The organism is Bacillus sp. FSL K6-0268 (assembly GCF_038005425.1).
Lineage (GTDB): Bacteria > Bacillota > Bacilli > Bacillales > Bacillaceae_G > Bacillus_A > Bacillus_A thuringiensis_S.
Genome location: NZ_JBBOTF010000001.1, coordinates 3,113,657 through 3,126,543 on the forward strand (window position 1 = coordinate 3,113,657; position 12,887 = coordinate 3,126,543).

Here is a 12,887-nt window from a genome sequence, read left to right on the forward strand (position 1 = left end):
AAATGATACTAGATGCAGATATAAAAACACAACTATCCCAATACCTTCAGTTAATGGAGAACGATATTTTACTTAAAGTAAGCGCAGGAGACGATAACGTATCTAAAGATATGTTAGCTCTAGTAGACGAATTAGCTACTATGTCATCTAAGATTACAGTAGAAAAAGTTGAATTAGAGAGAACACCAAGCTTTAGCGTAAACCGCCCTGGTGAAGACACTGGTGTCGTATTCGCTGGTATTCCATTAGGACACGAATTTACATCATTAGTGTTAGCTTTACTACAAGTAAGTGGACGCGCTCCAAAAGTTGAACAAAAATTAATCGATCAAATTAAAAACATTCAAGGCGAATATCATTTTGAATCTTATATCAGCCTAAGTTGTCATAACTGTCCTGATGTTGTACAAGCTCTTAACGTAATGAGCGTTCTTAACTCTAGTATTACACATACTATGATTGATGGCGCTGCATTCAAAGAGGAAGTAGAAAGCAAAGACATCATGGCAGTACCAACTGTTTACCTAAACGGCGAATCTTTCGGAAGCGGTCGTATGACACTTGAAGAAATTTTAGCTAAAATGGGTAACGGTCCAGATGCATCAGAGCTTTCTGATAAAGATCCATACGATGTTCTTGTTGTTGGTGGCGGCCCTGCTGGTGCAAGTGCAGCAATTTACGCAGCACGTAAAGGCATCCGCACTGGTATCGTTGCTGAGCGCTTCGGTGGTCAAGTAATGGATACTATGGGCATTGAGAACTTCATCAGCGTAAAAAAGACTGAAGGTCCTAAGCTAGTAGCAAGTCTTGAAGAGCACGTAAAAGAATACGATATCGATGTAATGAATCTACAACGTGCGAAACGTTTAGAGAAAAAAGTACTTATTGAAGTGGAACTTGAAAACGGCGCTATTCTGAAAAGTAAGAGCGTAATCGTTTCAACAGGTGCTCGCTGGCGTAACGTTGGCGTACCGGGTGAAGCTGAGTTCAAAAATAAAGGTGTAGCATACTGCCCACACTGTGACGGTCCATTATTCACTGGAAAAGACGTAGCAGTTATCGGCGGAGGTAACTCTGGTATTGAAGCAGCTATCGACTTAGCAGGTATTGTTAAGCACGTAACTGTTCTTGAATTCATGCCAGAATTAAAAGCTGATGCTGTATTACAAGAGCGTCTTAACAGCTTACCAAACGTAACTGTTCTGAAAAACGTTCAAACGAAAGAAATTACTGGTACTGATAAAGTAAACGGTATTTCTTACATCGATCGTGAAACTGAAGAAGTTCATCACGTTGAATTACAAGGTGTATTCGTACAAATCGGTCTTGTGCCAAACACAGACTGGTTAGGCGAAACAGTTGAACGCGCTCGCGGTGAAATCGTAACAGACAAGCACGGCGCTACAAACGTACCAGGAGTGTTTGCTGCAGGTGACTGTACAAATAATCCGTACAAACAAATCATCATCTCTATGGGTTCAGGTGCAAACGCAGCTTTAGGTGCATTTGATTACTTAATTCGTAACTAATAAAAAAACAGGTGCCTTAGCACCTGTTTTTTTTACCTTAATGTATAAACTAAAAACCTCTCATTCCCATTCTTCTCATAAGCACCTGGCAATCTAACTTCTTTCTTCAGCTCAAACGCAGTCTGATTTTCTAAGAAGAAAATATAGTCCTCAGAAGGATAATATAAAATAATATCCACTTCTCTCCCCGTTTCTTCTACCGAAAGCAAAATGTTATTTACTACATTCATAAACACTTGTACAGAAAATGGATTAAAAAAATAAAACCTATTATCATGCGGATCAATCTCATATTCCTGCGCTAAACAACATTGGAACTGGATTTTCCCCTTACTGTTTCGTGTCTTTCGTGCATAACGATCTCGATTATCCATCGCTTCTTTATAAAACTCTTCATTCATTTCAATTCCAACTGCTGATGCACCACATTTATGATGCATATAAAAGTTTAATCTTCCTTTTCCGCACCCAAAGTCTACAATTCGGTCGCTACTTCGTATTTCATATTGATTCAGTAACTCATCTAATCCGCTATAGGGCGTCGGTTCATAGCGGTGATAATGCATAGACTTGTTAAACCCCTTTTGCTCACCGACTGTTTTTATATGTAAAACTGCATCGTAATATTGTTCGTTCATTCGTTTTCTCCTATTAAAAAATGGTACTTATTATTATACACCATGTACTGGAGATTCATTTTTAATCAAATTAATAGGTACGTGAAATTATATTAACGATTTTCTTAATATATCTATCGTAACTTCAAATATATCAACGATTTTTCAAATATATCGATTTACCGACAATCCACGACAAAAAAACAGGAGCTCTCTAGCCCCTGTCTTCTAACACTTTCAATACAGTTTGTTTCAATATTTCTACTCCATCCATAATACAACTATGATCAAACCTCATATACGGATGGTGTAATCCAGGTTGTAGGTCTGCTCCTAGTCCAAGCATGACAGCTTTTAAATGTGGTCTTTTCACTGTGTAATAATGGAAATCATCGCTTCCTGTCGTATAGAGAGGTCCCGTACATCTCTCTTCCCCATACACTTCGATAATACCTTTACGCATAAAGCGCTCTGCTTCTTCGGAAACCTCTGCTCCTGGTGCAAGATCCATCCATTCATATGAAGTTTTCGACCCCATCGATGCAGCTGATTCTATTACATGCTCAATCTTTTCCTTTAATTCTTCTAATAGTATATTACTCTCTGCTCTTACATCTAAACTGAAATGACCATTTCCCGGAATGATATTTAAATTATCGCCACCAGCTTGGCATCTCGTCATTTTTACTGAATAGGAACTTTGCGGTGGCAACCAAATATTTTTCAAACCGATATTAATCATGGAAATGACATCAATTGCATTCACACCTTGGTGTGGTCTCGCCCCGTGTGCATCCTCCCCATGAATCATCCCCTCTAAAAATCCAGCTGCTCCATGGCGAATAGATGAGGCTCCTTGTTTCAAAGATAGTTCTTCAATCGGTCTTAGATGGACACCAAATAAGAAATCAGCATCATCTACAGCACCTTTCTCCACCATCTTCAAAGCACCATTACCCTTCTCTTCTGCCGGCTGAAAAATAAACCTAACCGTACCACTTTTCCATCTCATATTTTTCAATTGTAAAATAACTCCCATTACAATGGTCATATGAGCATCATGACCACATGAATGGTTCGCTTTAAATTCTCCATCTACTTCTTGCCAAAGTGCATCCATATCAGCACGAATCGCAATAACTGGATTCCCGCCTCCAATCTCAGCAATTACACCTGGACAATCATCAAATGTTCTATATGAAATTCCTTCTTCTTTTAAAAAGTCAGTAATATACGCTGTCGTTTCATATTCTTTCCAACTTACTTCAGGGTTTTCGTGTAAATGCTGAAAAATCTCCGTTAAGCGCTCTTGTAGTTCTAATGTTTTCAACGTTCCAGTCTCCTTCCCAAATTATAAACCATCAGGTTAATTATACTTATGAAAAACAGATGTTTTTATGAACATATTGAATTTTAAGAAAAAAGTCAATTGTTTATTTTTAAATACGATCGACAACTCACTTCATAACGATAGAACATTCCTTATTTTCTGTTTTTATGTTGACGCTTACATAAACTTTTAGTTATCATAACCTAATAAACGTCTATTTTACGACAATTCTAAAAATACAAACAAACATACGTAACAAGGAGGAACTTTATGAAAAAAGAAATACCTTTTGGAATAGCGATTATCCCTATTATCATTACCGTTGCAGTTATGATGGTTACAATTGTTGTATTAAAACAAAGCCCTCACGTTCCACTTATTATCGGTACAACCGTTGCTTCTATTGTCGCTTGGCGTTACGGTTACAAATGGAATGATCTTGAAGAAGCAATGTATAAAGGGATTCGTCTTGCATTACCCGCTATCGTCATTATTATTCTTGTTGGCTTAACAATTGGTGCTTGGATTGGCGGTGGAATTGTCGCAACGATGATTTATTACGGTTTAAAACTTTTAACTCCATCACTATTTTTAGTTTCCATTACTGTCATTTGTTCTATCGTTGCATTAGCGATTGGTAGCTCTTGGTCTACAATGGGTACAATTGGTGTTGCTGGAATGGGAATTGGCCTAAGTATGGGAATTCCAGCTCCAATGGTTGCTGGTGCCATTATTTCAGGCTCTTATTTTGGCGATAAAATGTCACCGCTTTCAGATACAACTAACTTAGCCGCAGGATTAACAAATACAGATTTATTCGCACACATTCGTCATATGTTATTTACTACAGTTCCCGGTTTAATTATTACTCTTATCGTATACGCGGTCTTAGGAAGAAGCTTCGGCGCTAACAATATTGATGCGAAGAGCATCGATCAAACGTTACAAGTATTGCAAAAAAACTTTGTTATCTCACCTTTCCTACTCATTATACCCGTAGCCGTTATGGTATTGGTCGCTAAAAAGGTTCCTGCCATACCAGCCATTCTCGTCGGTATTATTTTAGGATTCTTATCACAAGTCTTTATTCAAGGTGGTTCTGTCTCAGCATCTGTCGGTGCACTCCAAGCTGGATTTGTTATAGACACTGGAAACAAGCTAGTAGACGAACTATTTAACCGCGGTGGCTTAGATTCGATGATGAATACAGTCTCTATGACAATTGTCGCTATGACTTTCGGAGGAGTATTAGAACATACAGGTATTCTTCGCTCAATTGTAAATCAAATTTTAAAGTTAGCGAAATCAGCAAAAGGGCTTATCGCTTCTACTATCGCATCTTGTTTTGCAACAAACCTTACTTGCTCTGAACAATATATTTCAATTGTTGTCCCTTCAAGAATGTACGCAAATGCATACACAGAAAAAGGACTACATTCAAAAAACTTATCCAGAGCATTAGAAGATGGCGGAACATTAACTTCTGTCTTCGTTCCTTGGAATACGTGCGGTGTATTTATTCTCGCTACACTTGGCGTAGGTGCATTTGAATATGCTCCTTATGCTATTTTGAATTTCATCGTACCTATTATCTCAATCATTTATGATATAACAGGTTTCACAATTGTAAAACTATCAGACATTGAAAAAGCAGAACTGCTAAAGAAACAAAAAGCTCAACTAGAAGCTTAAAAATAGCGGTAAATTCAGTTCATATAGTGCGCGAGGTCGCCCTTGTTGATAGGGCATTTCCTCGCCGCAAATATGAGCATACCCGTAATCAACTAATTTCTTTAACAACCTTTCTGTCGATCTTCGAGTCACTTGTAAGTACTCAGAAAGGTCAGCTGCTGTAAATTTCAATGACGGATGCGATTGACTAAATTGAATAATTTTTGACAAGTTGGCCGGACTAAGCTTCGTTTCCTTCGCTATTTTCATTAGTTCCGGATTATCATTTTTCAAACTTTGTACTCTCTGTTCTTTCGGGAATGGACCAAACAAATCTTTATCACTTGTTAGTATATAAAAACAACGATCTATTGGATTATTCTTTGCAAAACTTTGAGCAATTTTTGCATTTTGCTCCGCTTCTTTCACGGTTTTTCCATAACCAAATCCAATAGCTATCGTTCCTTCTACACTCGCAAACAAGTTATCTATCGCATTTGTTTTAATAATTGATTCGATATCACCACGAGTTGTATACAAAATGCATGTCATTTCATCCACTTGTTTAAATGAACCACGTAGTTCTTTTGAAATGACATCTAGTTTTTCAAGCAAACTCGTTCGTAATTCTAAGGACGAAATAATACAAGTACCAACAGTAGCTGAATAGCTTTTTGCTAACTCAGCTTTTATTTTTGCATCTTTTAGCCCATGTATAATGGATTGTGTTGGATCAATCATACGCTCTGAAGGAACACCCATTTTTTGAAGCTCGTCGTAAACAGCGTGAATACTAGTTAAAGCTAAATGAGCTTCTCCAGATTGATATTTAGCTACATGAAAATCGATAACTCTATTTATTTCATCTTTACTCCACAGCATATTTTCATAATCCAACACTTGCGGACTTTCTTTTATACCGATATCATGGAACACATTTGTAATAAACGAGCGGTCTACTAAATCGATGGAAATGTTATGTGGTTGAATACTTTGATGATACATGATAGAAAGAATGGAAGATGCGACAGTTGTCTCGTCTTGCTGTAAGTATGTACTTGGAATTCGTAATTGTTCTCTTACTTCTTTTGCCATATAATAAGGTAAAGCACCTGAGAAAAAGATGACATCACAAGGCTTTAGACACTTTAATAGTTCAGAAGATTCTGCCGGATGAAGGTAAATATAGGAATCAATTTCTATTCCTTCTAATTTTTGAGCAATAGGAAAAAGGTTATCCATAAACTCCTTTGAACCGACAACTGCAATTTTTATCATCATTTTCTCTAACTCCTTATCATTAATTAACGACTATTTAACGTCAACTATATCAAATGTATAAAACTATTGTAAAACAGGAAGGAGTTTCTATTCAATGAAAATTACAGCTATTCATCTTTACGCAATTCGTTTACCGCTTCGCAGTCCGTTTGTTATTAGTTATGGCTCTTATTCTGATATGCCCTCTATTATCGTCAAAATGGAAACAGATGAAGGTATTATCGGTTACGGTGAAGGCGTTGCTGATGATCACGTCACAGGTGAATCATGGGAAAGTACTTTCCATACTTTAAAACATACGCTAACCCCTGCTCTAATCGGGAAAAATCCAATGAATATCGAAAAAATACACGACATGATGGACAATACAATTTACGGTGTTCCAACAGCGAAAGCCGCAATTGATATTGCTTGTTTTGATATAATGGGCAAAAAACTAAATCAACCTGTATATCAATTAATTGGTGGGCGCTATCATGAAGAATTCCCTGTCACTCACGTTTTAAGTATTGCCGATCCTGAAGATATGGCTGAAGAAGCTGCTTCTATGATTCAAAAAGGTTACCAATCTTTCAAAATGAAAGTTGGTACGAATGTAAAAGAAGATGTGAAACGTATTGAAGCTGTACGAGAACGTGTAGGAAATGACATCGCTATTCGCATTGATGTAAACCAAGGCTGGAAAAATAGCGCGAACACATTAACAGCACTGCGTTCATTAGGACATTTAAACATTGACTGGATTGAACAACCTGTTATCGCGGACGATATTGATGCCATGGCTCATATTCGTTCTAAAACAGATCTCCCGCTTATGATTGATGAAGGACTAAAAAGTTCTCGTGAAATGCGCCAAATTATTAAATTAGAAGCTGCCGATAAAGTGAATATAAAACTAATGAAATGCGGCGGCATATATCCAGCTGTAAAGCTCGCTCATCAAGCTGAAATGGCCGGCATTGAATGCCAAGTGGGATCAATGGTCGAATCCTCTGTTGCCTCTTCCGCAGGATTCCATGTCGCTTTCTCAAAGAAAATCATTACGAGCGTAGAGCTAACAGGACCATTAAAATTCACGAAAGACATTGGAAACTTACATTACGATGTACCATTCATTCGCTTAAACGAAAAGCCGGGACTCGGCATTGAAATAAACGAAGATACACTACAAGAACTAACCGTCTTTCAAGACGTTGTACGCTAAAGGAGGACTATCATATGACGGTTCTATACGAAGGAACATTAAAACAAAATAACGAATCATTTCACGTTACATTACTATCACTAGAGCACATCGAACAAATTTTATCACTACAAAACATTGTAGTTGAAGCACTAGAAGATAAAAATCGTTTACAACCACTCTCACAAGAAGAATTTCAATACATTCTAAAAGGAAACGGCATGATGATCGGTGCTTTTATCGAAAACGAACTCATCGCATTTCGCGCTCTACTCGTCCCGCCTATCGATGATGAACATTTAGGGCTTGATATTGGTTTGCCAGAAAGTGAACTACACCGCGTCATCTATCAAGAAATCTCAAACGTTCATCCGAACTGCCGAGGAAATGGTATGCAAAAAATATTAGCAAACGTCATCATGGACGAATTGCAAAAAGAAGATAGCAAATATGATTATGTATGCTGCACCGTTGCTCCTTTTAACATCCCGAGTTTGAAGGATAAATTTGCGCAAGGGATGGAGATTGCTGTGTTGAAGGAAAAGTATGGTGGTAGTCTGCGGTATGTTTTTGTGAAGAAATTGCGCGGAGATAATGAAAGAGATTGGACGGATATTCAAAGTATTCTAATGAGTGATGCTAGTGGACAGCAGGCTTTGCTTTTGGAGGGGTATCGTGGGTATGAGATGGAGAAAACAGCAGATACTTTCATTGTGAAGTTTGGGCGATAATCTATATACTCGAAAAAAGGAGATGTCTGCTGTGACCTCTTCTCTTTTCGATTTGTTGAACAATCCTGTAGTAAATGAAATTATATCAACGATTTTTCGAATATATCTATCATAACTTACAATATATCAACGATTTTTCGAATATATCTATCAAAACTCACAATATATCAACGATTTTTAAAATATATCTATCAAAACTCACAATATATCAACGATTCAACAAGAAATATCGATTTACAGACAAAAATCGATATCCCTTCCTAAACCGTCATCTTCCAACTAGATAACGCTAACCAATTCTCCATTTCTTTATAATCAGGCATTATCTTCCCGACAAGACGCCAGAAAGATCGATCATGATTTAAATGAACCATATGACACATTTCATGAACAACTACATAGTCAATTACTCGCTGTGGTGCCATTGCTAGCTTCCAATTGAATGTTAGTTGTAAATTCGAATCGCAAGTACCCCAAGTACGACTACTATCTGTAATACGAATAGAACGTGGTTTTGTTTTGAAATTACTTTGATGCGCTTTAATACTCTTCTCTACTAAAGATTTACACTGCTTATAGTAAAATCGTTTTAAAGCTTGCTGTATTTTCTCATCCTTTAGCTCTTTTACATAAATATGTAACTTATCCCCTTCAAAAATCGCATTGTCTTGCTCAATACTTGCATCTTGGGAAATCTGTATCGGATACGTATTCCCTAAATACAAAAAGCCTTCTCCTTGATCGTAATCCTTTTCCTGTGGTCCACGCGCTCGCTCCGCCATTTCCTTACGAGTTGTCTGAATCCAATCCCACTTTTCCTCTAGCAACTGGACTAAGTATTCAACAGGTGTCCCTTTCGGAGCCTGCACTTCCACATTTCCATACGAATCCACAAAAAGACGCACGGACTTTTTCTTCTTATAAGTTATATGAAAATTAATTGTCTCACCTAAATATGTATGTACCATTTCATCACCTAGCATAGTATTTTTACAAATAAAAAAGAGTAGGATACGAACGTCCTACTCTACCTATTATATCATTTACTGCTTTAACGAACTCATTATCCTCTATACTTTACACCTAATCCCTTAATGAAATTCCTTGCGTATCTATCGCCGCACTCTTTGTAATTTTTATGACCTTTTTTTCTTAATAGAGCGCCTAACTCTCCTTTTGTTACCGTAACGCCTACGCTATCTAATATATCAAGTACATCCTCACTCGTTAAAGATAGTGCGATTTTCATTTTCTTTAGAAGAAGGTTATTGGCACTCTCCTTACTCTGTACAGGTGCAGGCTGCCCTGGTTTCGGATCTTGCTTTCCTCTTTTTAAAGTAATAAATCCATTGAAAAATGCCTCTAACATCATCATATCGCATGTTTTTACGTACTCATCTTCGATTACATCCGCATCTTCAGCTTCATGCTGAGGAGCTCTCTTTATTTTTGTAAGCATATCAACTACGTCTTCTTTCGTTACTTCCATCCCGCCGAGTTTAAAGATTTCCACCATATCTATATCTCTTATATCTAAAGCGTATCGTACTCTTTTTAATATATCGTTGTTGCTCATTGCCATTGGGTTTCCTCCTGAAATGTTGATTATTTATTCAGCAGTTAAAGTTTATCCTATAACGTGCTTTAAATTATCATGTTTAAATCTAACCTTTTAGTTATTGTCCGCTAAATTAATACTTTAACATTTTAAAGATATGTTTTATAGTCTTACCCGAACTTTTCTCTATCATTGTATCTACAGAGCTCTTACGTGTTTTTTATATGCCTTTAAAAAGATTTCTCTCTTAACATTAACTAAAAGAAAAAAACAGTGCTTTGATTTCTCAAATACACTGTTCTTTTCCAGCTCTACGCTTATTTTCAACTCACTCATGTCATACACTACATATGAAATGATTTAACTGCTTAAAAGTTAAACCGTCTCACTATCCTGAGCAACACCAACACTATCCTCAAACTTATCCAACAAAGCACGCACCTCATTGGTCGATTTCGTACTCATCAATTGATTTCTCAATTCCGCAGCTCCTGGGAAGCCCTTCACATAAATTTTGAAGAAGCGGTGAAGTCCTGTGATTGAGCGTGGCAGTACTTCTGCATATTGATCTTGAAGATCAAGTTGTAGTCTTAAAAGATCTAGATGCTCTTTACTGCTATGCTCTCTTGGCTCTTTTTCAAAAGCAAATGGATTTTTGAAGATGCCTCGTCCGATCATTACACCATCAATGCCGTATTTTTCAGCAAGTTCCAGTCCCATTTTACGATCAAGGATGTCTCCATTGATTGTTATTAACGTATTTGGTGCGATACGGTCACGTAATTTTTTAATTTCCGGAATTAGTTCCCAATGCGCATCTACTTGGCTCATTTCTTCTCTTGTGCGTAAATGAATAGAAAGGTTCGCAATATCTTGTTTGAAAATGTGCGTTAACCAATCCTCCCACTCACTTAACGCTTTAAAGCCAAGTCGTGTTTTTACGCTGACAGGTAGTCCGCCTGCTTTTGCAGCTTGAATAAGTTCTGCTGCAACGTCTGGACGTAGAATAAGACCACTACCTTTTCCTCTTGATGCTACATTCGGTACAGGGCAGCCCATATTAATATCAATGCCTTTAAATCCTAACTCTGCCATACCAATACTCATTTGACGGAAATATTCAGGATTATCTCCCCAAATATGTGCCACCATTGGCTGTTCATCTTCTGTAAAAATTAAACGACCACGTACACTTTTCATACCTTCTGGATGACAATAGCTATCTGAGTTTGTGAACTCTGTAAAGAATACATCTGGACGACCAGCCTCACTTACTACGTGACGGAAAACAACGTCTGTCACATCTTCCATTGGTGCAAGTACGAAAAATGGTCGTGGTAATTCACGCCAAAAATTATCTATCATTTCAAATTCAAATCCTCTCACTATGAATACAATTTCAAAATCTCAATTTATAATTTGTGAAAATCAGCAATATTTATTTTAACTAAAATCGCTTATGAATGGTATTTTTGTAAACCAAAAAGCAGATGGTATAGATTTTCCTATATCAACTGCTTTCCTATTATACTAACTTAAGCCAAGCCACACACTCCACATGAGTCGTATGCGGGAACATATCAACAGGCTGTACTTCCTGTGTTTTATATCCGCCTTCTTCTAGTACTTTTAAGTCACGTGCTAATGTTGCTGGGTTACACGATACGTATACGACGCGGTTTGGCTTCATGTCGATGATTGTGTTTAGTAATGCTTCGTCACAGCCTTTACGCGGTGGATCTACGACCATTGTGTCGGCGATTACGCCTTCTTTGTACCATTTTGGAATGACTACTTCTGCTTCTCCTACGCCAAATTCAGCGTTTGTCATGTTGTTTAGTGCTGCGTTTCGGTTTGCGTCTTCGATTGCTTCTGGGACGATTTCAACGCCGTACACTTTTTTCGCTTTTTGCGCTAGGAATAACGAGATTGATCCGATTCCGCAATAGGCATCGATTACTGTTTCGTTACCATTTAATTTTGCGTATTCTAACGTTTTATCGTATAGCACTTTCGTTTGTTCTGGGTTTACTTGATAGAATGAACGTGCTGAAATCGCAAATTTAATGTCACCGATAAAGTCATAAATATATTCTGATCCGTACAGTACTGTCGTTTTATCTCCGAAAATTACGTTTGTACGCTTCGTATTTACGTTTTGAACGATTGATTTTACTTCTGGGAATTTCGCTGCAATTTCTTCAACGATTGCTTTTTTGTTTGGCAATTCCGCTGTACGCGTAATGAAGACAAGCATAATTTCCCCTGTTACTTGTCCGTAACGAGCCATTACGTGACGAAGTGTTCCTTTGTTACGCTCTTCGTTATACGCAGTGATACCGTGCTTTTCACAAATACGTTTTACTTCTTGAATTAATGTATCGTTTTCTTCTGCCTGAATTAAGCATGATTCCATATTAATGATGTCATGCGTTCCTTGGCGATAAAAACCAGCTACAAGCCCACCTTCACGTTCTCCGATTGGTACTTGTGCTTTATTGCGGTATACCCACGGGTTCTTCATGCCAAGTACAGGATGAACAGGAACATCACCTAGTCCTCCGATACGCTGCATAACGTCACGTACTTGTTTTTCTTTCGCTTGTAATTGTCCTTCATAAGTTAAGTGCTGAAGCTGACAACCGCCGCACTGATTATATACTGGGCATTCAGCATCTTTACGATATGGACTTTCTGTATGAAGCTTCATTAAACGACCAAATGCAAAGTTTTTCTTCACTTTAATAATTTTAATTTGCGCTTCTTCACCTGGTAATCCGTTTTTAACGAAAATAGGATAGCCCTTTACTTTCGCAACACCGGCACCATCATGTGTTAAATCTTCAAATACTACATCTATAAACTCGTTTTTCTCAACTGGTGGCGTCATTTTAGTACTCATTTTCCGACCTCTCTTTTTCATAACACTGCGTTACATTTTATCATACTTATATGGTCTTTTTCTATTGGAAGAAAAAAAGCTATTG

The 12,887-nt window shown here is 37.5% G+C and carries 11 protein-coding genes; 4 read left to right on the forward strand and 7 right to left on the reverse strand.

The genetic code is table 11. The features are described 5' to 3' along the window. Window positions 1–2: 2 nt before the first annotated feature. Complete coding sequence (gene ahpF / locus MHI28_RS15970) at window positions 3–1,529, forward strand: alkyl hydroperoxide reductase subunit F (RefSeq protein ID WP_340828075.1); 1,527 nt, start codon at window positions 3–5, stop codon at window positions 1,527–1,529. Window positions 1,530–1,561: 32 nt separating this feature from the next. Here ahpF and MHI28_RS15975 read toward each other — a convergent pair whose 3' ends face one another. Both MHI28_RS15975 and MHI28_RS15980 read right to left on the reverse strand, forming a co-directional pair. Further along, window positions 1,562–2,167, reverse strand: a complete 606-nt coding sequence (locus MHI28_RS15975; RefSeq protein ID WP_001005634.1) for an SAM-dependent methyltransferase — start codon at window positions 2,165–2,167, stop codon at window positions 1,562–1,564. A gap of 193 nt (window positions 2,168–2,360) precedes the next feature. Further along, window positions 2,361–3,476 carry a M20 peptidase aminoacylase family protein gene (locus tag MHI28_RS15980; protein WP_000853510.1) on the reverse strand — a complete coding sequence of 372 codons (1,116 nt, stop codon included), beginning with the start codon at window positions 3,474–3,476 and terminating at the stop codon, window positions 2,361–2,363. A gap of 270 nt (window positions 3,477–3,746) precedes the next feature. Here MHI28_RS15980 and nhaC point away from each other — a divergent pair, with 270 nt between their 5' ends. Next, complete coding sequence (gene nhaC, locus MHI28_RS15985; RefSeq protein ID WP_340828076.1) at window positions 3,747–5,168, forward strand: Na+/H+ antiporter NhaC; 1,422 nt, start codon at window positions 3,747–3,749, stop codon at window positions 5,166–5,168. On the opposite strand, the gene MHI28_RS15990 is transcribed toward nhaC, so the two are convergent. Then, the gene (locus tag MHI28_RS15990) at window positions 5,157–6,428 is read right to left on the reverse strand and encodes a hypothetical protein (protein ID WP_000972801.1); all 1,272 of its coding nucleotides are present in this window, start codon (window positions 6,426–6,428) and stop codon (window positions 5,157–5,159) included. The genes nhaC and MHI28_RS15990 overlap by 12 nt on opposite strands. Before the next feature lie 94 nt (window positions 6,429–6,522). On the opposite strand from MHI28_RS15990, the gene MHI28_RS15995 reads away from it, so the two are divergent. Further along, window positions 6,523–7,632 carry a mandelate racemase/muconate lactonizing enzyme family protein gene (locus tag MHI28_RS15995; RefSeq protein WP_000704500.1) on the forward strand — a complete coding sequence of 370 codons (1,110 nt, stop codon included), beginning with the start codon at window positions 6,523–6,525 and terminating at the stop codon, window positions 7,630–7,632. A 14-nt stretch (window positions 7,633–7,646) separates the two neighbouring features. Next, window positions 7,647–8,342: a hypothetical protein gene (locus MHI28_RS16000; RefSeq protein WP_000217542.1), complete on the forward strand. Its 696-nt coding sequence runs from the start codon at window positions 7,647–7,649 to the stop codon at window positions 8,340–8,342. A 260-nt stretch (window positions 8,343–8,602) separates the two neighbouring features. On the opposite strand, the gene MHI28_RS16005 is transcribed toward MHI28_RS16000, so the two are convergent. The 4 genes from MHI28_RS16005 to rlmD form a co-directional block, all read right to left on the reverse strand. Continuing rightward, entirely contained in the window at window positions 8,603–9,310 is a 708-nt protein-coding gene (locus tag MHI28_RS16005) for a M48 family metallopeptidase (protein WP_000233759.1), read from the reverse strand. Between the two features lie 95 nt (window positions 9,311–9,405). Next, the gene (locus MHI28_RS16010) at window positions 9,406–9,924 is read right to left on the reverse strand and encodes a YehS family protein (protein ID WP_001251723.1); all 519 of its coding nucleotides are present in this window, start codon (window positions 9,922–9,924) and stop codon (window positions 9,406–9,408) included. A 351-nt stretch (window positions 9,925–10,275) separates the two neighbouring features. Further along, entirely contained in the window at window positions 10,276–11,265 is a 990-nt protein-coding gene (locus MHI28_RS16015) for a tRNA dihydrouridine synthase (protein ID WP_000566702.1), read from the reverse strand. Between the two features lie 160 nt (window positions 11,266–11,425). Beyond that, entirely contained in the window at window positions 11,426–12,802 is a 1,377-nt protein-coding gene (rlmD, locus tag MHI28_RS16020) for a 23S rRNA (uracil(1939)-C(5))-methyltransferase RlmD (RefSeq protein WP_000105037.1), read from the reverse strand. Between the last annotated feature and the right edge of the window lie 85 nt (window positions 12,803–12,887).

Excerpts from the sequence above, each read along its gene's own strand:
- MHI28_RS16010 (WP_001251723.1), bottom strand. The coding sequence starts at position 9,924 with ATGGCAATGAGCAACAACGATATATTAAAAAGAGTACGATACGCTTTA.
- MHI28_RS16005 (WP_000233759.1), bottom strand. The coding sequence starts at position 9,310 with ATGGTACATACATATTTAGGTGAGACAATTAATTTTCATATAACTTAT.
- MHI28_RS15995 (WP_000704500.1), top strand. The coding sequence starts at position 6,523 with ATGAAAATTACAGCTATTCATCTTTACGCAATTCGTTTACCGCTTCGC.
- MHI28_RS16000 (WP_000217542.1), top strand. The coding sequence starts at position 7,647 with ATGACGGTTCTATACGAAGGAACATTAAAACAAAATAACGAATCATTT.
- nhaC (WP_340828076.1), top strand. The coding sequence starts at position 3,747 with ATGAAAAAAGAAATACCTTTTGGAATAGCGATTATCCCTATTATCATT.
- MHI28_RS15975 (WP_001005634.1), bottom strand. The coding sequence starts at position 2,167 with ATGAACGAACAATATTACGATGCAGTTTTACATATAAAAACAGTCGGT.
- rlmD (WP_000105037.1), bottom strand. The coding sequence starts at position 12,802 with ATGAGTACTAAAATGACGCCACCAGTTGAGAAAAACGAGTTTATAGAT.
- ahpF (WP_340828075.1), top strand. The coding sequence starts at position 3 with ATGATACTAGATGCAGATATAAAAACACAACTATCCCAATACCTTCAG.
- MHI28_RS16015 (WP_000566702.1), bottom strand. The coding sequence starts at position 11,265 with ATGATAGATAATTTTTGGCGTGAATTACCACGACCATTTTTCGTACTT.
- MHI28_RS15990 (WP_000972801.1), bottom strand. The coding sequence starts at position 6,428 with ATGATGATAAAAATTGCAGTTGTCGGTTCAAAGGAGTTTATGGATAAC.